Origin of the sequence: Gulosibacter molinativorax (assembly GCF_003010915.2) — a bacterium.
GTDB lineage: Bacteria > Actinomycetota > Actinomycetes > Actinomycetales > Microbacteriaceae > Gulosibacter > Gulosibacter molinativorax.
In genome coordinates, this window is sequence record NZ_CP028426.1 from 3,070,960 (window position 1) to 3,092,917 (window position 21,958).

The 21,958-nt window shown below is 64.2% G+C and carries 18 protein-coding genes; 10 read left to right on the forward strand and 8 right to left on the reverse strand.

What is annotated here, in order from left to right:
• Positions 1-12 precede the first annotated feature (12 nt).
• From GMOLON4_RS14330 to GMOLON4_RS14340, 3 genes are all read right to left on the reverse strand, one after another.
• Complete coding sequence (locus GMOLON4_RS14330; RefSeq protein ID WP_026937587.1) at positions 13-858, reverse strand: exodeoxyribonuclease III; 846 nt, start codon at positions 856-858, stop codon at positions 13-15.
• 143 nt (positions 859-1,001) lie between these two features.
• Positions 1,002-2,249 carry a YihY/virulence factor BrkB family protein gene (locus tag GMOLON4_RS14335; protein ID WP_051267218.1) on the reverse strand — a complete coding sequence of 416 codons (1,248 nt, stop codon included), beginning with the start codon at positions 2,247-2,249 and terminating at the stop codon, positions 1,002-1,004.
• A gap of 251 nt (positions 2,250-2,500) precedes the next feature.
• A complete protein-coding gene (locus GMOLON4_RS14340; protein WP_026937887.1) occupies positions 2,501-3,715 on the reverse strand; it encodes an IS4 family transposase in 1,215 nt (404 codons plus the stop codon).
• Between the two features lie 81 nt (positions 3,716-3,796).
• Here GMOLON4_RS14340 and ptsP point away from each other — a divergent pair, with 81 nt between their 5' ends.
• The 4 genes from ptsP (at position 3,797) to istB (ending at position 9,535) form a co-directional block, all read left to right on the forward strand.
• Positions 3,797-5,437: a phosphoenolpyruvate--protein phosphotransferase gene (gene ptsP / locus GMOLON4_RS14345; protein WP_026937865.1), complete on the forward strand. Its 1,641-nt coding sequence runs from the start codon at positions 3,797-3,799 to the stop codon at positions 5,435-5,437.
• Positions 5,438-5,895: 458 nt separating this feature from the next.
• On the forward strand, positions 5,896-6,828 hold the full coding sequence (locus tag GMOLON4_RS14350; RefSeq protein WP_146137590.1) for a hypothetical protein: 933 nt from the start codon (positions 5,896-5,898) through the stop codon (positions 6,826-6,828).
• Between the two features lie 383 nt (positions 6,829-7,211).
• Positions 7,212-8,756, forward strand: coding sequence for an IS21 family transposase (istA, locus tag GMOLON4_RS14355; RefSeq protein ID WP_265415383.1), 1,545 nt, complete (start codon positions 7,212-7,214; stop codon positions 8,754-8,756).
• Positions 8,753-9,535 (forward strand): IS21-like element helper ATPase IstB, encoded by a 783-nt coding sequence (gene istB, locus GMOLON4_RS14360; RefSeq protein ID WP_106486792.1) that lies wholly within the window; start codon positions 8,753-8,755, stop codon positions 9,533-9,535. The genes istA and istB overlap by 4 nt, the downstream gene beginning before the upstream one ends.
• A gap of 533 nt (positions 9,536-10,068) precedes the next feature.
• On the opposite strand, the gene GMOLON4_RS14365 is transcribed toward istB, so the two are convergent.
• The 5 genes from GMOLON4_RS14365 to GMOLON4_RS14385 form a co-directional block, all read right to left on the reverse strand.
• Positions 10,069-10,824 (reverse strand): succinate dehydrogenase iron-sulfur subunit, encoded by a 756-nt coding sequence (locus GMOLON4_RS14365; RefSeq protein ID WP_026937467.1) that lies wholly within the window; start codon positions 10,822-10,824, stop codon positions 10,069-10,071.
• Between the two features lie 18 nt (positions 10,825-10,842).
• Positions 10,843-12,672, reverse strand: a complete 1,830-nt coding sequence (gene sdhA, locus GMOLON4_RS14370) for a succinate dehydrogenase flavoprotein subunit (RefSeq protein ID WP_026937466.1) — start codon at positions 12,670-12,672, stop codon at positions 10,843-10,845.
• Between the two features lie 38 nt (positions 12,673-12,710).
• Positions 12,711-13,157 carry a succinate dehydrogenase hydrophobic membrane anchor subunit gene (locus GMOLON4_RS14375; protein ID WP_026937465.1) on the reverse strand — a complete coding sequence of 149 codons (447 nt, stop codon included), beginning with the start codon at positions 13,155-13,157 and terminating at the stop codon, positions 12,711-12,713.
• 18 nt (positions 13,158-13,175) lie between these two features.
• Positions 13,176-13,598: a succinate dehydrogenase, cytochrome b556 subunit gene (gene sdhC / locus GMOLON4_RS14380; RefSeq protein WP_084147598.1), complete on the reverse strand. Its 423-nt coding sequence runs from the start codon at positions 13,596-13,598 to the stop codon at positions 13,176-13,178.
• A gap of 149 nt (positions 13,599-13,747) precedes the next feature.
• The gene (locus GMOLON4_RS14385; RefSeq protein WP_026937463.1) at positions 13,748-14,914 is read right to left on the reverse strand and encodes a glycosyltransferase family 4 protein; all 1,167 of its coding nucleotides are present in this window, start codon (positions 14,912-14,914) and stop codon (positions 13,748-13,750) included.
• Between the two features lie 91 nt (positions 14,915-15,005).
• Here GMOLON4_RS14385 and GMOLON4_RS14390 point away from each other — a divergent pair, with 91 nt between their 5' ends.
• The 6 genes from GMOLON4_RS14390 (at position 15,006) to GMOLON4_RS14415 (ending at position 21,910) form a co-directional block, all read left to right on the forward strand.
• Positions 15,006-16,127, forward strand: a complete 1,122-nt coding sequence (locus tag GMOLON4_RS14390; protein ID WP_026937462.1) for a mannose-1-phosphate guanylyltransferase — start codon at positions 15,006-15,008, stop codon at positions 16,125-16,127.
• A gap of 102 nt (positions 16,128-16,229) precedes the next feature.
• Complete coding sequence (locus GMOLON4_RS14395; RefSeq protein WP_026937461.1) at positions 16,230-17,339, forward strand: BMP family lipoprotein; 1,110 nt, start codon at positions 16,230-16,232, stop codon at positions 17,337-17,339.
• Between the two features lie 126 nt (positions 17,340-17,465).
• Positions 17,466-18,974 (forward strand): ABC transporter ATP-binding protein, encoded by a 1,509-nt coding sequence (locus GMOLON4_RS14400; RefSeq protein WP_026937460.1) that lies wholly within the window; start codon positions 17,466-17,468, stop codon positions 18,972-18,974.
• A complete protein-coding gene (locus tag GMOLON4_RS14405; protein WP_084147597.1) occupies positions 18,961-20,217 on the forward strand; it encodes an ABC transporter permease in 1,257 nt (418 codons plus the stop codon). Before GMOLON4_RS14400 ends, GMOLON4_RS14405 begins: the two co-directional genes overlap by 14 nt.
• Before the next feature lies 1 nt (position 20,218).
• On the forward strand, positions 20,219-21,508 hold the full coding sequence (locus tag GMOLON4_RS14410; protein ID WP_026937459.1) for an ABC transporter permease: 1,290 nt from the start codon (positions 20,219-20,221) through the stop codon (positions 21,506-21,508).
• A gap of 9 nt (positions 21,509-21,517) precedes the next feature.
• Positions 21,518-21,910 carry a cytidine deaminase gene (locus tag GMOLON4_RS14415; protein WP_026937458.1) on the forward strand — a complete coding sequence of 131 codons (393 nt, stop codon included), beginning with the start codon at positions 21,518-21,520 and terminating at the stop codon, positions 21,908-21,910.
• The last annotated feature ends 48 nt before the right edge of the window (positions 21,911-21,958 follow it).

Sequence of the window (21,958 nt, forward strand, 5' to 3'; positions counted from 1 at the left end):
CGGCCGCGCGGACTAGATTTCGTAGTCGACGACGACCGGGGAGTGGTCGCTCCAGCGCTGGTCGTAGGCGGCCGCGCGGTCGACCGTGTAGTTGGATGCGCGAGCAGCCAGCTCCGGGGTCGCGACCTGGTAGTCGATGCGCCAGCCCGCATCCGTGTCGAAGGCCTTGCCGCGGTAGGACCACCACGTGTACGGGCCGGGGACATCGCCCGAGAGCTCGCGCCCCACATCCACCCAGCCGAGGCCGACGCCACCAGAGCCATCGACCGGCACGGCCGACTCGCCAAGCGGGGTGAACATCCGCGTGAAATAGCCGCGCTCGCGCGGCAGGAAGCCCGCCTTCTTGACGTTGCCCTTCCAATTCTTGATGTCGCGCTCGTCGTGGCCCACGTTGAGGTCACCGACGACCACCGCGAGCTCGCGCTCGGCGCGAAGCTCAGCCATGCGCTCGGCCATCGCGTCGAGGAACTTCCACTTCTCTTCCTGCTTCGGGGTGTCCGCCTCGCCCGAGTGGACGTAGCAGCTCACCACGGTGAGCGGCGTGCCGTTGACATCGAAGTCGACCTCGAGCCAGCGGCCCGCGGAGTCGAACTCATCGGGCCCCACGCGGCGGCGGACGTCGCCCAGCGGGGTGCGGCTCGCGATCGCGACGCCAGCGCGGCCGGGGCTGCTAGCTTCCTCGAGCTCGAGGTGCCAGCCGTCGTTGATGAGGTCGTCGACCTGCTTCCGGTTCGCGCGGACCTCCTGCATCGCGAGGATGTCGATCCCGCGGCCCTCAAGCCACTCGTGCATGCCCTTGCGGTAGGCGGCACGGATGCCGTTGACATTGACGGAGGCCAGGCGAATCGTTTGAGACATGAGCCCCAGTGTATCGGCGGCTTCCTTCGGTCGTTGGGTAGCGCGCAGCGACGGTCGCTCGTTGAGTAGCGCGCAGCGCGTATCGAAACGCGCCCCTAGATATGGCCTGCGGCCTACTCGGGGATCGAAACGAGCGTCCCCACCTACCGCCGAATCCTGACTTCCTCCGGTTCGATTCCCTCACGCTCAGCGACCGCCTCGCGCGGGTCGTAGCCCAATCGCCGGGCGAGTGCGTCATCCTCGAGCTGCCGCTGCTCGCGAACGATCCCCTCGTACTCACGCCGCAGCTTGCGCCGTTTCCCGCGAGGCGCCGTGTTGAGTTCCTCCGCGACCCTGATGCGGTCGGCCGCGAGCCGCTCCCGACGCGCCTTCAGCTCCGATTCCTTTGCGATCGCATCCGCCTCTTCGGCCGTGAGGAGCCTCGGGGCCTGGCCCACATCATCCATCGTGACCTTGACCCACGCCGCGGAGATCAGCAGCACCATGCAGAGGAAATTCATAAAGATGAGCACACCAAGCAGGGCCGCGAACGTCGCGAGCAGCGGGTTTGAGGATGCGCCGCCGAGCAGCATCGAACCGAGCTGCTTGAGGATCATGATTGCGACGCCGCCGAGGAGTGCGCCCTGCCAGAGCGTGTTGAGCGGGATGCGCACCTCGGACAGTACCCGCAGCATCGCGGCGACGACGAGGGCATCAAACAGGAGCGTGATCAGGACGGTCACGATCCGGATGACGACCGACGTGAACCCCGAAATTCCGAGCCCCAACACGTCGTTGAGGAGCCAGGTCGTGATGCCGGAGCTCGCGGCGGTGAGCACTGCGGAGATCGCGAGACCGAGCCCGAACATCACGAGCAGGCCGAGGTCGACGAGCTTCATCACGATGAAATTGCGGTTGATCTGTGTCGGCAGATCGAACATCGCCCGGATCGAGAGGCGCGCGCCGTTCAAGAAGTTGAGGGCGGTCCACAGCGCCGAGACGAGCGCGATGATACCGGCGACGGTGAAGGATGCGGTGCCGTTCAGGCCCAGGAGCGCTTCTTCGCTGACGACCCCGCCTTCCCCGATCAAGCCGGGTACCGCTTGCCCGATCGAGTCGATAATGCTCTGCAGGAGCTCCTTGTTATTCGCGAGCACAAGCCCCGCTACGGAGAAGAACACAAGCAACGCCGCGAACCCGGAGAAGAGTCCCGAGTAGGCCATGCCACCTGCGAGTGTGCCGCCGCGTCGCGCCGACCAGTGTTGGATGGCGCGCATCGGACGCGTTGCTTGGATCCATTTGGTGAACGCCTGCAGCTTGCCCGCTGCCCCCTTGTCCTCGTCGACGCTCGGGAAAGGCGGGATGATCGTGGCTTTTGTGGATGACAGTTCGTGTTCGCGATTCTCAGTCACCCAGCCAGCGTACGAGGTGAATCCATAGACTTCGTTTAGGTGCAATACCGTTCAGTTAGCAGCGACTGACGCTGATCGTCGTCTGCTTAGCAGGCTGGGGCCAGTCGGCGTGCTCGGCACGTTTGACGTGCCACTTCACGTACTTCCGTTTCACCACCCGGGGAGCAGAACGGCGTCGACGCACGGGATTGAGCCGCGCAAGGAGCCGGCGAAGGAACCCGAGCCAGCCGGGACCGTCGCGGTCATGCTGGTCAGGGGAAAAAAGCGCCCGGATGGGCGAGGGTTTGACGAGTGATCCGCAACGCAGCAACAAAACTCACCCGGTCCGGATCATGCCCTTGATGGGCGGCAGCCTCGCCCATCAAGGACCGGATCGCGAAGTGGCAGCACAAGTGTCCCCAGATCTCCTGCAACACCAGATCCGGAGACTTGGAACGCAGCACCGTACGCGGCCCTCGTTGGTGGGTCTTGAGCTCGTCGAAGGCCAGCTCGATCTCCCACCGCTGGGAATAACCGGCGGCCAGCTGCGTGGCAGACACCTCATCCGGATCAAGCAGGGTTGTGAACAGACGGTATCGCTCGGGATGTTCGCGGCCGTCATCGATCGTGTAGTCGATCACGCGCACGCGCATCGGCTCGGCCCGCCGGGCTGCGGCCGAGTGCGTCTGGCGCAGGTCAGCCAGCCACGACCCGTCGGGTAGATCCGCGACGTGGACCGGCTTCGGTGCGCTCTTGTCGGTGCGGATCCGCCACAACAAGTCCGCGCCGGTCGCGGTAGCCTTCCGCCACAGGGCGTAGGAGAAGAACCCGCGGTCGGCGGTGAGCACCATCCCCCGTTGCAGCTTCGGCACAAGCCGCGCAGCGAGGGTCGCTTCGGATTCGCGGTAGGGGCCGATCTCAGCAGCGAAGATGGCGTGGGTGCCACACTCCGCCAACGCCACGACCCGGGCTTGGGGGAACGCGGACTGCTCGCCCTTGCTGGTCGCAGGTCGACCGAAGTGCGCGTGGTTCACCGCAGTGTCGGCAACATCGAGGCACATTCCATCGATCGCGACCAGCCGACGGCCCGCCAACCAGACACCCGGCGTGCTCGCGTCACCGATCGGGTTCGCGACTCGCTCGAACAGCGCAGCCAACGGTTCGAACCCCAACCGGGCCCGAGCTTGGAAGATCGCAGACTTGCTCGGTGGTGTGTAGGTTTCGGTCCAGCCAGAGGCCCAGGACAGGCCATCGGTCAATTGCGACCAGATGTCCTCGTACGACCCCTCCGAGTACAGCGCCATTCCGATGGAGAAATACGCCATCACCCGCGCCGGTAGCGAGCGATGACGTTGCTCGGTACGACCTGTCTCGGCGATCACGTCATCGACCACGCCGGGCGGGAACACCCGCGTCAGCACACCGACCGACACCAAATCCGACAACCGACGTTCGGACTCCGACTTCTTCCACCCAGCTCTTGGCATACCACCAAACTACACCGCTGTAACCCTAACTGAACGGTATTGCGTTTAGGTGTTGTTAATCTGTGAGATCGCGAGGCAAAGATGAACCTCTCTGGTTTTGGTGTTGGAACCCGAGTCGCAATTGGTGAGGCGGTCCGGATGCCGGCGCCGTTACCGGAACCGAGAGACACACCGTTCACGGGTGACGTCGATGCCGAGCAGGCTCGAGCTGGTGCTTCGATCTCGACGGTTCAGGCTGATCTCGCGGCTCGCGCATCGACTGCCGAGGGGTCCGTGAAAGAGGTGCTGGATGCGCAGTCGATGATGGCTGCGGACCCGTCGATCGCGCAGATGGTGAACGACGCGATTGTCAATCGCAAGACCGCCGAGCGCGCCGTGTTTGAGTCGTTTGCGTCCTATGCCGAGACGCTCAAGTCCCTTGGCGGCTACATGGCGGAACGCGCGACCGACCTCAACGACATTTCCCAGCGCATCCGCGCCGATCTCTCGGGCGTGCCGGTGCCGGAAGTCCCGGTGCGAGACGAGCCGTTCATCCTCGTGGCCGTTGACCTTGCCCCCGCCGACACATCGAAACTCGACCTTGACAAGGTACTCGCGTTCGTGACGCGAGACGGCTCGCCCAAGGCTCACACCGGCATCATCGCGGCCGAGAAGGGCCTGCCCGCGGTTGTCGCGGTGGCCGGTGCCGATGACATCGCCGAGGGGCAGACGCTGATCGTGGATGCGGGGCAGGGGCTCGTGGTCGTCGACCCCACCGAGGCCGATATTGCCGTGGCGCGCGCCGAGCAGCAGCGTCAGGCTGAGATCGAGTCGGCCCCGCTTGAGCCGGGCGCGCTCGCGGACGGCACGCCCGTGGCGCTGCTTGCGAACGTCGGCAAGCCGGCGGATGCGCAGGTCGCCTTGGATCACGGCGCCGAGGGTGTCGGACTCTTCCGCACCGAGTTTCTGTTCCTGGACCGTGACGAGGCGCCTTCCGCCGAGCAGCAGGTTGCGGACTACACGGCGCTGCTCGCCCCGTTCGCGGGCAAGAAGGTGGTGGCGCGCGTGCTCGACGCGGGCGCCGACAAGCCGCTCTCGTTCCTGAACGACGCCGAAGAGGCGAACCCTGCCCTCGGGATGCGAGGCATCCGCATCCTGCGCGAAAAGGAGCCGCTGCTGCGTACCCAGCTCGAGGCGCTGCGGGATGCGCAGGCCGCCACGGGCGCGGAGCTCTGGGTCATGGCGCCGATGGTCGCCGATGCGGCGGACTCCGAGTACTTCACTGGGATCGCTCGTTCGGTCGGGCTGCCGGTTGTTGGCTCGATGGTGGAGCTGCCGAGCGCTGCGGTTGTGGCGGAGCAGGTGCTTCGGTCGAGCGATTTCGTGTCGATCGGTACGAATGACCTCACGCAGTATGCGCTCGGCGCTGACCGCGTGCTGGGGACCGTCGCGAACTACCAAGACCCGTGGCACCCCGCGGTGCTGCGCTTGATCTCGATGGTCGGTGCCGCCGGGCAGCAAACCGGCAAGCCCGTGGGCGTGTGCGGCGAGGCTGCAGCCGACCCGCGTCTGGCCGTGGTGCTGATCGGGTTGGGCGTAACTTCGCTGTCGATGGCGCCGCCCGCATTGGCTGGGGTGCGCGCATCCTTGAAGCAATACACGCTCGAGCAGGCCCGCGAGATCGCGCAGCGCGTGCTGCAGACCGCGTCGGCCGAGGAAGCCCGCGCCGCCTTCGCCGCGTAGGTTGTAGCGGCGGGCCGCGCGTCGTCGCTCGCGTCGTGGTACGGCTGCTCCGCCACGCCACCTTCCGCAAATCCGTCACTCGATGTATTCGCGGCGGCAGAGTGTGCATCCAGTGACGGGCCTGCGCCGGCCGCTGTGCAAGTTCGTCATTCGATGTATTCGCGGCGGCAGAGTGTGCATCCAGTGACGGGCCTACGCTGTCTCCTGCGTAGATCGGTCAGCCGATGCTTTCCTAGCAGCGTGATGTGCATCCGTTGACGGGCCTGCGCCAGCCTCCCTGCATCCCCGTCACTCGTCGCACTGACGAGGACGCGGCACGAGCTGGCGAGCCTAGGATCGACGCGAACGGATCCTGACGTGAACTCGGAATTACTCACAATCCGAGCCACGCCACCGCTTGCCCACAGAAAGTTCGTTGGTCCAGGTCGTTGGACGAGCTTCCGCGTACGGTGCCGTCCATGGGCGCACGACTTCAATTGCCAGAGCACCTTGAAACGGTCCCTTTTGCATATGCAGATGGTCTAGCCGCCGGGCTGACGCGCGGGCACTTACGATCGAAAACTCTTCACGCCCCGTTCGTGGGCGTAAGGTCGCTGGCCAAACCCGAGACCAGGCTGGAGCGTGCCCTTGCATTGGGGCAGAGGCTCAAAGAAGGCCAAGCCATTTCTGGACTGGCCGCCGCTGCGATGTGGGGAATGCGCGTTCCGAAAAGCACCGAGAAGAAGTCGCCTGACGCAGAAGTGCTCACTCGCGTATCGGATTCGCGGGTGCGTATAGATGGTGTAGCGAGTAGGTGCATTCGGGATGACCTATTCAAACGGGATTTCATTGACGGAGTGCCGGTTGTTTCCCCGGTCTTGGCGGTATTGACCTCCGCTTGGCACCTCGAGCAGGCCGACATTACTGTGATGCTCGATGCACTACTCTCGAGCTCGGATTCATACCCGGGTCTGCGGTTCAATAGGGATCCGCACCTCAAGCCGAACCAGTTCCCTGCGATGTTCGAGAAATTCAAACGCATGCGGGGCATCGGGAAAATGCGCGATGCTGCTGTTCTAGCTCGACCCGGGGTGGAATCGCCAATGGAATCAATACTTCGCCTGAAACTGATTGAAGAGGGACTCCCCGAACCGTCGATCCAGCCTGTCGTTGTATTGCCAAATGGTGAGACTTATCGGCCGGATCTCGGGTACGAAGATCTCGGCGTGTACTTCAACTACGACGGAGAAGTTCACTTCACCGATCAGGCGACGATCGATCGCGATGTACTGCGCGACAGGCACTTCCAAGACCAAAAGATGCAGCTCATCCACGTCGTTAAAACTGATCTGAACGGATCGCGGTGGCGAGACCTCGTCCTCTTAGTCAGACGGAAACTCCTCGGTGCTTGAGGCCTGTCTTGCCCCGCATCGAGTGACGGATTCACATGGAGGCCGGCGCAGGTTGGTCACTGGATGCACTGCATGGCTAAGGGAATGCATCGAGTGACGGGTCTGCACAGCCGCCTCGCTAGGCCCGTCGATGGATGCACTTTGCTCCACCGTAAATACATTGAGTGACGGATCCGCGGGGCGGCATGTTAGCGGCCATGGAAAACTGCCCATAGGCGGCCAGGGAATTGCCCGCTGACGGCCAACCGGACTGCCCACTGGTGGCCACAAGATCTGCCCACTTCGAATAGTGAATCCCCGCGGTGACGTAATCGCGGGGAGCCCCTTCCCGGGTTGGATGGCGATGTTGAAGTCGCATCACTGTTACCCGGGAAGAGGCTCGTATGAAGTCTGACGGAGAAATTATGGAAATGCTTGCTGCATATGATCTGACGGGATCGTTGCGTGCTGCCGCCGAGTTGGCGGGCTGTTCGCATCACACCGTCGCGCACCACGTCGCCGCGAGGGACGCTGGTCGTCCCGTGGGCGCGGTCGAACCGCGAGAACGCGTGACTGATCCATTCCTGCCGAAGATCGAGGAATGGGTCGAGGCGTCCCAGGGCAAGATCCGCGCCGATAAGGCCCACGCGAAACTGGTCGCGCTTGGCTATGCGGGATCGGAACGCTCGACCCGGCGCGCGGTCGCTGAGGTTCGTGCCGCGTATCGCGCGGGCCGCGTACGGGTGCATCGGCCGTGGATCACGGAACCCGGCATGTGGTTGCAGTACGACTTCGGCGATGGGCCGGTGATCGACAAGGTGAAGACGGTCTTGTTCGTGGCGTGGCTGGCGTGGAGCCGGTTCCGGATCGTGATCGCGTTGCGGGATCGTACCGCGTCGTCGGTGTTCGCGGCGTTGGATCGGACGTTTCGGATTCTGGGTGGCGCGCCGACGTATGTGCTGACGGATAACGAGAAAACAGTGACGGTGTCGCATATCGCGGGCGTGCCGGTCCGGAACGTGCAGACGGTGGAGTTCGCGCGGCATTACGGGGTCACGGTGTTGACGTGTCAGCCCGCGGATCCCGCGTCCAAGGGCGGGGTGGAAGCATCGGTGAAACTCGCGAAGGCCGATATCGTGCCGAAGGACACGAACCTGCTGCCCGAGTACGCGTCGTTCGGTGAGGTCGAAGCGGCCTGTGACCGGTTCATGGCCGAGGTCAATCAGCGCGAGCATCGAGCCACGCGTAGGCGGCCGGTGGACATGCTTGGTGAGGAACAGGCGCGGTTGCATCGGGTTCCGGATCGGGCGCACACGGTCGCGTTCGGGGTATCGCGCCGGGTGCCAGCGAACACGCCGATGATCACGTTCGAGAATGGTCAATACTCGGTGCCCGCGGGGTTACTGGGTGCGGAGGTGTTCGTCCGCAGCCATGGTGCCGGCGAGGGCGAGCAGGTCATCGTGGTGCATGTCAGTGACCGGGGACCTGTGGAAGTCGCTCGGCATGAGCGGGCCACGCCGGGCAGCCCGCGGGTTGATGATGCGCATTTCCCTGACCAGCCACAGAAAACGCCGGGTGACTACACGGTTCGGCCGCGTACTGCGGCTGAGGTCGAGTTCCTCGGGATCGGCGCGGGCGCGGAGGCGTGGCTGTTGGAAGCCGCCGCGGTGGGCACCTCCCGGATGCGGCAAAAGATGGCCGAGGCTGTGGCCCTCGCGAAGATCAGTGGGGTGGCCAGGGTTGATGAGGCGCTTGGCGAGGCGGCCACGTATGGCCGGTTCGCGACCGGGGATTTGGTGTCGTTTCTGGAGGCGGGTGTTTCTGGTCCCGCGCGGCGGGCAGACGAGTCGACCTCGCTGGCGCAGGGCACCGCGGGGTGGGCCGCGATCGGGCAGGCCAGCGCTGCCTTGACGGGTAGTGGCGAGAACGGTTCGGAGGATCGCGCATGAGCCCGGTGCAGTCCCAGCAGGCGCCCGCGTTGTCTGCCGAGGTTGAAGCGTTGATGCGGCAGTTGAAGATGCCGCATGCGAGGGCGGTCGCGCCGGAGTTGATCGCGACCGCGAAAGCGCAACGTTGGGAACCGTCCGAGGTGATCAAAGCGTTGTTCACGGAAGAAGTCGCTGGCCGTGCCCGTTCGATGCTCGCGACCCGTCGCAAAGCTGCCGGGTTCCCGACTGGGAAAACGTTCGCGAGTTGGGACGAGGGATTGTCCTCGATCCCGTTACCCACGCAGCAGGCGTTACGGACGCTGGAATGGGTCGACCGGCGGGAGAACGTGGTGGTGTGTGGCCCGTCGGGCACGGGGAAAACGTTCTTCCTTGAAGCGCTGGGCCAGCACGCGGTCGAGGAAGGCTTGCGGGTGGCGTGGTTCCGGTTAGAAGACCTTGGCGCGCTGGTGCGCGCGCATCGTGCGGACGATTCCGTGGGCAAGGTCGTCGCGCGGGTACTGCGGGCGGACATGATCGTGGTCGATGATATCGGGCTCCTTGAAGTTGGTGCCGATGCCGCCGAGGGGTTGTACCGGTTGGTGGATGCCGCGTACGAGAAACGATCGATCGCGATTTCGTCGAATCTGCATCCGGCTGGGTTTGACGAGCTGATGCCGAAAACGCTCGCGACCGCGACGGTAGATCGGTTGTTGCATCACGCGCATGTGTGTCAGACCACGGGCGACTCGATCCGGTTGACGCAGGCGCTGGCGGGGAAGGGAGTCATGTCAATGAGCTGACCTGTGTTCGGGTCATGGCCGGCGCCACCATCCCCTTTTGGTGGGCAGATCTGCTGGCCATGACTGGGCAGTTTTCGTGGCCACCAGTGGGTAGTTCTACTGGCCGCCCGCGGGCAGAAACAAATGACCATTGACAGCGGCAGGGACAGGCCGGTCACTGGATGCATTTCATGGCTCCGGGAATGCATCGAGTGACGGATCCAGATGGAGGTGGGCGCAAGCCCGTCGATGGATGCACACCACGCGACCGCGAATGCATCGAGTGACGGATTAGCGGGGTGAGGTGGACGGAGACGCCGCCGAAAATGCAGAAGGTTCCGGCAGCGTCAGGGGGCACGGCAACGCAGGGGGCCCGGCAACGCAGGGGGCCCGGCAACGCAGGCGGCACGGAGACGCAGAGCGCTCCGAAACGCAAAGGCCCCGGAAACGCAGAGGGTCCCGACACACAATGTGTCGGGACCCAAGGCTCGCGGCGCAAGGCCACAGCTCACAACCAATGCCCAAAGCCGAACAGCTCAGGGCAAGCGGCCGGACTACGCCTTGCCGCGGAGGATCGCCTGCTTCACCTCGGCGATGGCCTTCGTGACCTCGATGCCGCGGGGGCAGGCCTCGGTGCAGTTGAAGGTGGTGCGGCAGCGCCACACGCCTTCCTTGTCATTGAGGATGTCGAGGCGGGTCGACGCGTCTTCGTCACGCGAGTCGAAGATGAAGCGGTGCGCGTTCACGATCGCTGCGGGGCCGAAGTACTGGCCGTCCGTCCAGAACACGGGGCACGAGGTGGTGCAAGCTGCGCAGAGGATGCACTTGGTCGTGTCGTCGAAGATCGCACGGTCGGCGGCCGACTGGATGCGCTCCTTCTCGGGCTTGTCCGAAGCCACGAGGAAGGGGTGGATCTCCTTGTAGGAGTCGAAGAACGGCTCCATGTCGACGATGAGGTCGCGCTCCAGGGGGAGACCCTTGATCGCTTCGACGGTCACGGGCTTCGTGATGTCGAGGTCCTTCACCAGCGTCTTGCAGGCCAGGCGGTTGCGGCCGTTGATGCGCATCGCATCCGAGCCACACACGCCGTGCGCGCACGAGCGGCGGAAGGCGAGCGACGAGTCCTGGTCCCACTTGATCGAGTGCAGTGCGTCGAGGATGCGGTCGGTCGAGTACATGTCGACCTCGAAGGTCTCCCAGTACGGGTCCGCGCGGTTCTCGGGGTCGTAGCGGCGCACCTGAATCTGTACCTTGAAGGGCTTCTCCGGCTCTTCGGTCTTCCGCTCGGCGACAGCTGAGTCAGTAGTCATTGTGCAGTTTCTCCCTTCTTAGTACTTGCGTTCCTGTGGCACGTAGTGCGTCATGCGCACCGGCTTCTTGCCGAGGGTGATGTGGTCGGCGGGGTTCGCCGAGCGACGGTCACCGGTCAGGTACGCCATGGTGTGGTGCATCCAGTTCTCGTCGTCGCGCTTCGGGAAGTCGTCGCGCATGTGGCCGCCGCGCGATTCCTCGCGGTTCAGGGCGGTGAAGGTGACGACCTCGGCGAGGTCGAGCAGGAAGCCCAGCTCGATCGCCTCGAGCAGCTCCGTGTTGTACCGCAGGCCCTTGTCGCTGACGTGGATGTTCTGGTAGCGCTCGCGCAGCTCGTGGATGACCTTGGTCGCGACGTTGAGCGTGTCGGCGGTGCGGAACACCTGGACGTTCGTGTCCATGGTCTCCTGCAGCTCGCGGCGCAGGTCGGCGACCGACTCGGTGCCGGCCGAGTCGCGGAGGTTGCGCACGAGCGTGCGAACGAACTCGTCGGCGTCGTCGGGGAGCGGCGCGTACTCCGCAGTCTTGGCGTACTCGACCGCGTTGCGGCCGGCACGCTTGCCGAAGACGTTGATGTCCAGCAGCGAGTTGGTGCCGAGGCGGTTGGAGCCGTGCACCGAAACGCACGCGCACTCACCCGCGGCGAACAGGCCGGGAACGACGGTGTCGTTGTCGTCCGAGATGACCTGCGCGTCGTTGTTCGTCGGGATGCCGCCCATCGCGTAGTGCGCGGTGGGGTAGACCGGCACCGGCTCGGTGACGGGGTCGACTCCGAGGTAGGTGCGGGCGAACTCGGTGATGTCCGGGAGCTTCGTCTCGAGCACCTCGGCACCGAGGTGGGTGCAGTCGAGGTAGACGTAGTCCTTGTTCGGGCCGGCGCCGCGACCTTCGAGCACTTCCTGCACCATCGAGCGGGCGACGATGTCACGCGGCGCGAGGTCCTTAATGGTCGGTGCGTAGCGCTCCATGAAGCGCTCACCCGAGTCGTTACGCAGGATCGCACCCTCACCACGCGCACCCTCGGTGAGGAGGATGCCGAGGCCGGCGAGGCCGGTCGGGTGGAACTGGAAGAACTCCATGTCCTCGAGCGGCAGGTTGTTGCGCCAGATGATGCCGACGCCGTCACCGGTCAGGGTGTGAGCGTTCGATGTGGTCTTGAAGACCTTGCCGAAGCCACCGGTCGCGAAGACGATCGACTTGCCCTGGAAGACGTGCAGGTCGCCGGTCTTCAGCTCGTACGCGATGACCGCCGAAGGGGTCTTCACGCCGTCGACCATCGTGAAGGCGACGTCGAGCGCGTAGTACTCGTTGAAGAAGCGGATGTTGTGTTTGACGCAGTTCTGGTACAGCGTCTGCAGAATCATGTGGCCGGTACGGTCGGCTGCGTAGCACGCACGACGAACGGGAGCCTTACCGTGGTCGCGGGTGTGACCACCGAAGCGACGCTGGTCGATCTTGCCCTCGGGCGTACGGTTGAACGGCAGACCCATGTTCTCGAGGTCGAGGACCGCGTCGATCGCTTCCTTCGCGAGGATCTCAGCCGAGTCCTGGTCGACGAGGTAGTCGCCACCCTTGACGGTGTCGTAGGTGTGCCACTCCCAGTTGTCTTCCTCGACGTTGGCCAGCGCGGCGGCCATACCACCCTGCGCCGCACCGGTGTGCGAGCGGGTCGGGTAGAGCTTCGTGACAACGTCAACGACGGCACCGGTGCCCGCAGCCTCTGCGGCCTCAATCGCGGCACGCATGCCCGCGCCACCCGCACCAACGATGACAACCTCGTTGCGGTGGTAGTGAATCTTTACGCCGTCAACTTCCTTGACGGTGTCCTTGAGCTGTTCTGCAGCCATATGTCTGAATTCTCTTCCTTAGGGCGAATAAACCGGGACTACGAGCAGATGGATGCGGAACCCGGGCCCTGGACGCAGGGCTCAACGGCGAACACGATCAGCACGATCAGGCCGAGAACGATCTCGACGATGCAGGCAATCCAGAGGGTCGTGATGAGCGCCTTGCGGGGGCCAGGCTTGTACACGTAGTCGTTGACGATGGTGCGCATACCGTTCGTACCGTGGATGAGCGCGAGCACGAGCAGCAGCGCATCCCAGATCAGCCAGAACGGCACCGAGAACTTCTCGGCAACCACGAACTCGAACCCGATTTGGCTCACGCCGTCGCCGGCGACGAGGTTCGAGTAGAGGTGCACAAACACGAGGAAGATCAGCAGCACACCCGAGATGCGCATGAAGGACCAGCCGATGCGCTCCCAGTTCTTGCCACTCTGCTTGCGCTCAGAAAGCGGGGTACGCGGATATTCGACAGCTTCGATAGTCATTGTTCGTCTCCCTACTTTCTAGTGGCTGAATACGTTGGTTAGGTGCACGATGGCGAAGGGCACCATTACGACGACCCAGACGCCAACGACGATCCAGAACATGAGCTTCTGGTGGCGGGTTCCGCCAGGCATGAAGTCGACGAGGATGATGCGCAGACCGTTGAACGCGTGGTACACGATCGCGCCAACCAGGCCGAGCTCACCAATACCCATGAGCGGGGTCTTGTACGCGCCGATCACGGCGTCGTAGACCTCGGGGCTCACGAGCAGCAACGCGCTGTCGAGCACGTGCACGAGGAGGAAGAAGAAAATTGCGACACCGGTAATGCGGTGAAGTACCCACGACCACATGCCCTCGTTGCCGCGGTAAAGGCTCCCACCGAGAGCCTTTTTCTTACCGGACTGAGGGGCGGTCGGGGTGCCCGTCTGAACAGCTGACACGGAACTACCCTTCTGTGTTGATGAGGCCCGGCGGCAGTGGCGTCGCTCGGGGCGGAGGCCTACGCATACACGAATACGCACGCAACTGTATGCCCAACTGTACCGTTATTTCAGCGGGTCCGCGGCCAACGGTGGTAGGGCAGCAGGTCCTAGCGGATTTGGGTGGATGCGCTGATCGCGGGCGCGAGATCGCCGCGCTTTTGCGCGATTACAAACTTGTAATGACCGAGCAGTTCGTCGCAGATTCGTTCCCACGAGCGGCCGATCACGCGTCGGCGCCCCGCCTCACCCATCCGGGCTCGTAGTGCCGGATCGGATGCGAGGCGAGCGACGTAGCGGCGCATCGAGTCGGAGCCGCGCGAGACATCGGGATCGAAGAGGTATCCGTCGCCACCGTGGGTGACGAGATCGATCGGCCCACCCGCGAGCGGAGCGACGACTGGCGTGCCAGACGCGTGCGCTTCCTGCAAAGTTTGCCCGAACGTCTCCTCCGTACCCGTGTGCACGAATACGTCAAACGTGGCGTACGCCATCGCGAGCTCGCGCCCGCCCTTGCGGCCGAGGAAATGCACGGGGATGTGGCGCAGCTTCTCCTGAAGCACGTCAGACGAGGGCCCGTCGCCGACAACGGCGACCTGGATGTTCGGGATGCCGCGCAGTTGCGCGAGCCGCTCGACCTGCTTCTCCGGCGCAAGGCGACCGACGTAGCCAATGACCACCTCGTCGGGGCGAGCGATGGCTGCGCGCAGAGCCCGCGCATCCTCTTCGAGCCGGTTGTCGGGGTGGTAGGTGACGAGGTCGACGCCACGGCCCCAGCGCTCGACGCGTTCGATGCGCTGCCGGGCCAAGTCTCGAATGGATGCGGTGGAGGGTGCGAGCGTGAGGTCGGCCTGGTTGTGCACCATTCGGAACAGCGACCACGTCGCGTCGCGCATGAAGCCGAGCCCGTTGCGCTCGGAGTAGCCGGCGACGTCGGTCTGGAAGATCGCTACCGAGGGGATGCCGCGGCGGCGGGCCGCGGAGATCGCGTGGCCACCGAGGAAGGCGGGCGAGGCGGCGTGGAGCACGTCGGGCTTGAAATCGTCGAGGATGCGCTGCACCTGCGGGGTGGGTAGGCCTACGGGGAACTCGCGGTAGTTGAACGTGGCGACCTCATGCACCGGGAATCCCGCGTATTCGGTGGGGGCACCCGCGGCGGGACAGATCACGATCGCGTCGTGGCCACGCAGGGCGAGGTGATCGAGCACCTTCTTCACCGAATTCGTGACACCGTTGACTGTTGGCAGAAAACTTTCGGTAACAACGGCAACACGCATAACACCAGAGGGTAAAGCGAAATAGTTACTGAGGAGTAAACGCATGGAAACGAAGCCGCATTCTTTGCTGTGACCCGATACGCTCGAGCGCATGCTCGCTTCCAACCCCGATCATTTTTATGCCGTGATTCCTGCGGGAGGCGCAGGGTCTCGGTTATGGCCACTCAGTCGGGCCGGGCGTCCCAAGTTCCTGCGCGACATTGCGGGGACAGGCGCGACGCTGCTGCGCTCGACCTGGGATCGCCTCGTGCCGCTTACCGGCGAGGATCACATCATGGTGGTGACGGGCGACGCGCACGCGAACGAGGTGCGTGCGCAGCTGCCCGAGTTGGGCGAGCACAACATCGTGCTTGAGTCCGAGGGTCGTGACTCAACCGTCGCGATCGGGCTGGCCGCGGCCATCCTCGAGCGGCGTCACCCGGGCGCGGTTGTCGGTTCGTTTGCGGCCGACCACCTGATCAGCGCCGGCGGGCGCTTCCGCCGCGCCGTTCGCGAGGCCGTCAGGGCCGCTGACGAGGGCCATATCGTGACCATCGGCATCCAGCCGATCGCCCCGTCCACCGCGTTTGGCTATATCCGAGCGGGTGAGCCGCTCGAGATCCACGGAGCGCCGTCGGCGCGACTCGTGGACGAGTTCGTAGAGAAGCCGAACGAGGGAACCGCGCGGCGCTATGTCGCTTCGGGTGAGTACCTCTGGAACGCGGGCATGTTCATCGCGAAGACGCAGCGCTTACTTGATGAGCTCGCCGAGAACGCCCCCGAACTCGCGGCGGGAATTAACGAGATCGCGGATGCTTGGGATACGCCCGAGCGCGCCGACGTCGTTTCCCGCGTGTGGCCGGGCCTCGAGAAGATCGCAATCGACTACACGGTCGCGGAGCCCGCGGCGAAGAAGGGTGCGCTCGCGGTTATTCCCGGATTCTTCGGTTGGGATGACGTCGGCGACTTCGCGTCGGTCTCCCGTGTACACCAGGCGGCGAACGTCTGCGACCACGAGGTGCAGGTGATCGGCGAGCGCGAGCGCGTGGTGTCGACCGGGGCGACCGGCATCGTGATCTCGGAGACGGAGCGCGTCGTCGCGGTCGCCGGTGTGAATAACATCATCGTGGTCGATACGGAGGATGCGTTGTTGGTCACCGACCGCGCAAATGCCCAGCGGGTCAAAGAGATTGTCAACCTCCTCAAGGAATCGGCGCATCCCGAAGTGTTATAACGCGTCGACTTCAAAAAGGAATCGAAAAAGGCTGATCGCGAGCTAGAATCTGGGGCAATACCGTTTTTCGCTATGGAGCGGAAATAAACAGGAGGTTGTACCGTGCCCAAACGAAACAGATTGATTCCGTTCATCGGCATTGCTGCGGTCGGCGCACTCGCGCTTAGCGCGTGTGGCCAGGCCCCGGACTCGCCCGAATCGACCGGCGGCGCTGCCGGCGATGGCGCGACAGACGCCAGCGACTTCACGGCCTGCATGGTCTCGGATGAGGGTGGCTTCGACGACAAGTCGTTCAACCAGTTGGCACACAAGGGCCTCACCGACGCCGAAGAGAAGCTCGGGATCAACACGCTCGAAGCAGAGTCGACGAGCCCCGACGACTTCAACCCGAACCTCCAGACGATGGTGGACTCGGGCTGCAACATCATCATCCCCGTCGGCTTCATGCTCGCCGACGCAACCCAGGCCGCGGCGGACGCCAACCCGGACACGAACTTCGCGATCGTCGACGTTGACTACCTCCAGGGCGACAACCTCCTGCAGATCAACTACGACACCGCTCAGGCCGCGTTCCTCGCGGGCTACGCCGCAGCGGGCTACTCGGAGGCAGGCACCGTCGCGACATACGGTGGCGCGCAGATTCCTTCGGTGACGATCTTCATGGATGGCTTCGCGGACGGCGTCGCCTACCACAACGAGCAGAAGGGTACCGACGTCAAGGTCCTCGGCTGGAACGTCGAGTCGCAGACCGGTGAGTTCGTCGGAAACTTCACCGACAACACGAAGGCAAAGCAGATCACCGAGGGCTTCCTTGCCCAGGGTGCTGACGTAATCCTGCCGGTTGGTGGCCCGCTGTACCAGGGTGGTGCAGAGGCGATCCGTGCGGATGGCAACTCGGCTGTTCTGCTCGGTGTTGACAGCGACCTCACCGTGGGGGAGCCGGGCTACTCAGACATCATCTTCGTGTCGATCCTGAAGGGTCTCGACGTCACCGTCCTTGACGCCATCGAGACGGCAGTGAACGGTGAATTCGCCGGCGGTACGGTCTACACCGGCACGCTCGAGAACAACGGCGTTGGCCTCTCCGGATTCGGTGAGTTCGAGTCGAAGCTGCCCGACGGGATGCTCGAGGAACTCGACACCATCAAGGAAGGCATCATCTCCGGCGACATCGTCGTAGAGTCGCCGTCTTCGCCGAAGGCTGCTGAGTAACCATCCGACTACGACCCCGGCATCCTGGCAGCATGTTCCGCATCCTGCCGGGATGCCGGGGTCGGATCGCCCTAACAACTCAATCCTCGGCCGCTGACGGCCGAGACCCGGAGAAGAAGCGAGACGATGAAACTCGAGCTACGTGGGATTACGAAGCGCTTCGGTAGCTTCACCGCCAACGACAACATTGACCTCACCGTGGAATCTGGCGAGATCCACAGCCTGCTCGGCGAGAACGGTGCGGGTAAGTCCACCCTGATGAATGTGCTTTACGGCCTCTATGAGCCGGAAGAGGGGCAGATTCTGCTGGATGGGGTGGAACAGAAATTCTCCGGGCCCGGCGACGCGATTGACGCGGGAATCGGCATGGTGCACCAGCACTTCATGCTCGTCCCCGTGTTCACGGTCGCCGAGAACCTCATGCTCGGCCGCGAACCGACTCGCGGGCCGGGCATCCTGGATCTCAAGCAGTCGCGCGAGCGCGTGCGCGAGATCTCGGACCGATTCGGGTTCCACATCAACCCGGACGACAAGATCGAAGACCTGTCCGTCGGACAGCAGCAGCGAGTCGAGATCATTAAGGCGCTCTCGCAAGAGGCCAGTATTCTCGTGCTCGATGAGCCCACCGCCGTGCTCACGCCGCAGGAGACTGACGAGCTGATGTCGATCATGGACCAGCTACGCAAGCAAGGCACCTCGATTGTCTTTATCTCGCACAAGCTCCGCGAGGTCCGCCAGGTGAGCGACAAGATCTCGGTCATTCGCCGAGGGAAGATCGTCGGCGATGCCGATCCCAGCGCATCCAACGAGGAACTCGCGTCCCTCATGGTCGGCCGTGCGGTGGATCTCTCGGTAGACAAGGCGCCCGCGAAACCCGGCAACGCAGACTTCCAGGTCCGCGACCTCACCGTCTTTAACACGGCCGGTGCCGTGCAGATCGACAAGCTTTCATTCGACATCCACGGCGGCGAGATCCTTGTTGTCGCGGGTGTCCAGGGCAACGGTCAGACGGAGCTAGCGGAGGCGATCCTCGGCCTGAGCCCGAATACGCAGGGCTCGATCACGCTGCTTGGCAAGGAAATGCTCACGCAGTCGGTGCGCAAGAACCTCGACTCGGGCCTCGGGTTCGTACCGGAGGACCGCAACGAGGACGGCCTCGTGGGCGAGTTCACGATCGCCGAGAACGTCATCCTCGACCGTGTCGACCACCAACCGTTCTCGAAGTTCGGTGCGCTCCAGCTCGTCACGATCCGCGACTATGCCGCGAAAGCCGTCGAGGATTTCGACATTCGCACGCCCTCGATCGAGACGCATGCCGGTCGGCTCTCGGGCGGAAACCAGCAGAAGGTCGTGCTGGCGCGCGAACTCGGCCGCGAACTCAAGATGTTCGTCGCGTCGCAGCCGACGCGTGGTCTCGACGTCGGTTCGATCGAGTTCGTGCACAAGCAGATCGTCGCGGCGCGCGATTCGGGCATCCCCGTGCTGATCGTGTCGACCGAACTCGATGAGGTCGTGCAGCTCGCCGACCGAATCATGGTGATGTACGGCGGTCGGAGCATGGGCATCGTCCCGCCTACGACGACCCGCGAAGAGCTCGGCAAGATGATGGCAGGAGTCCCGCATGACAACCAGTAACGCGTCCCTCACTCCGCCGGAGCCGAACCCGCCCGTGGACAAGGGCTCGAGCGGGTCGACCAACGCGCTCGCCGACCAGCCTTGGCGTGGCGTCTGGCGCGACATCCTCGGCGGCAACGTCGTCCGCTCGATCGTCGCGATCATCCTCGCGCTGATTATCGGGATGCTCATTGCAGTGTTCACGAATAAGGATGTACAGGACACGCTCGGGTACTTCTTCTCGCGACCGGGCGACTTCTTCAACGCGGCGGGTTCGCTCATTGGTGATGCCGTTCGCGCAATGATCACCGGTGCGGTGTACAGCCCGACCCGCGGGTTCCAGCCGTTCCTGTCATCGTTGCAGTGGGCCACGCCGCTCGTCGCGGCCGGTCTCGGCCTCGGCGTCGCGTTCCGCGCGGGCCTGTTCAACATCGGTGGTCAAGGCCAGATGCTCGTCGGCGCGCTCTTTGCGAGCTACGTTGGGGCCAGCTGGAATCTGCCGCCCGTGCTGCACCTCATCGTTGCGATCCTCGCGGCGGTCCTCGGCGGCGCGATGTGGGCCGCGATCGTCGGCTTCCTCAAAGCACAGACCGGGGCTCACGAGGTCATCCTCACGATCATGTTCAACTGGATCGCGCACTGGGGAATCACCTACCTCCTGAAGCAGCCGCTGTTCCAGTCCGAGAACGCCCCGGGCTTCGCGAAGGGCAAGGCCGTGCAAGCCACGGCGGTGATGCCAGAGCTCTTCAATGGCTTCGGGCTCGGCTTCGTGCTCGTGTTGCTCGCGGCGGTGCTCTACTGGTGGATCATGGACCGATCCACCGTCGGCTTCAAGATTCGCGCCGTGGGTATCAACCCGAACGCCGCGAAGACCGCGGGTATCAACGTGAAGACCGTCACCGTCGTCACGATGGCGATTTCGGGCGCGTTCATTGGCCTCGCCGCCGCAACGCAGACGCTCGAAGTACACCCGACGGGCATCGAGCCGACGATCCACGCGGGCATCGGCTTCGACGCCATCACGGTCGCACTGCTGGGCGGCAACAGTCCCGTCGGCATCATCCTCGCCGCGCTCCTGTTCGGCCTGCTCAAGGCCGGCTCCGTCACGATGGAAATTCAGGCGGGAATTCCCCGAGACATCATCCCGGTGATCCAGGGCCTCATCGTGCTCTTCGTCGCCGCGCCGAGGTTCCTCGGCTTCCTCCCTCGGCCGACGGGCGTTAAAATCCGTGACCGCGTCGCTGCTGGAAAGGTGAAGAGCTAACATGACCACCACCGTCACGCCGAAGACTCCGGCGACTCCAGAATCGCCCGAGACCGCGCTCGCGCCACGAAAGTGGAAGACCCCGATCCTGCTGGGCGTGTTCGCCCTCGTTTCGCTCCTCATCTTCTCGCTGCGGCTCGACCCCTCGCTCACCACGAGGATCGACCTCAACAGCCGCACGGTGCCGATCGAGTTGCCGCCGCTCGTGCTGCCGTCGATGCTCACGAACCTGATCCTGAGCACCCTGATGATCGCGTTCGCGGCGTACACCGCGAAGCTCGCCTACGACCGCAAGAAGATCCCGATGTGGGGCATCGCGCTCTTCGCCGCCCTCTGGGTCATCGCGCTCATCGTGTGGGTTGGTGCGGGCGCGAACGTGCCGTTCGTCTGGCTCCTCACCGGTACCCTCGCGATATCGACCCCGCTCGTGTTCGGTTCGATGGCCGGTCTCGTCTCGGAACGGGCCGGCGTCGTGAACATTGCGATCGAGGGTCAGCTGCTCGCGGGTGCGTTCGCATCCGCCCTTGTGTCTTCGATGACGGGCAGCTGGGTCGCCGGCATTCTGGCCGCCCTCGTCGCGGGTGTGCTCGTCTCGGTCGTGCTCGCGCTGTTCTCGATCACGTACTGGGTAGAGCAAGTGGTCGTCGGTGTGGTCATCAACATGATCGTGATCGGCCTCACGAGCTATCTCTACTCGGGGCTTATGGCGTCGAACCGGGAGCTCTACAACAGCCCCGACACGTATGACGCGTGGCCGATCCCACTGCTGTCGAGCATCCCGATCATCGGCCCGGTGTTCTTCTCGCACTCGATCATCACGTACCTCATGTTCATCCTCGTGCCGCTTCTGACCTGGGCGCTGTTCAACACCCGGTGGGGCCTGCGCACCCGCTCGGTCGGCGAGCACCCGAAGGCCGCGGACACGGTCGGCATCAACGTGAATCGCAACCGCTGGTTCAACGTGCTGCTCTCCGGCGCGATCGCGGGCGTTGGTGGCTCTTTCTATACGCTCGGATCCGTGGGCGCGTTCAACCAGGAGGTCACGAGCGGCCAGGGTTATATCGCCCTCGCGGCGCTGATCTTCGGCCGCTGGCACCCCGTCTACGCGACGCTTGCCGCGCTGCTGTTTGGGTTCGCATCCAACTTCCGTACGCTCGCGACACAGGTCGGCGCCAACGTGCCTTCTGAGTTGCTGTCGATGGTGCCGTATATCGTGACGGTGCTCGCCGTGATCGGTTTCGTGGGGCAGTCCCGCGGGCCTGCCGCGAGCGGCGTGCCATATATCAAGTAGGGGAGCGCAATGGAAAACATTGAATGGGAGTCCCTGCGCGGGGCGGCCCGATCCGTGATGCAGCAGGCCTACGTGCCGTACTCGAACTACCCGGTCGGTGCCGCGGCGCTCACGGACGACGGCCGCATCGTGACCGGCTGCAATGTCGAAAACGCGAGCTACGGCGTGGGCCTGTGCGCCGAATGCGGGCTCGTCTCAGAACTCGCGCGCGGCGGTGGCGGCCGACTCGTCGCGTTCACGTGCTGCGACGGGCTCGGCGAGATTCTTATGCCGTGCGGGCGCTGTCGCCAGCTGCTCAACGAGTTCAAGACCGAAGACATGCTGGTCGACACGCCGAAGGGCATCCTGCCGTTCGACGCCATCCTGCCGCAGTCCTTCGGGCCAGCCCACCTCGGCCGCTAGACCAAGCCCGTGAGGAGCGAAGCGTCCCGAAGCTCGTTGCGTAGCGAA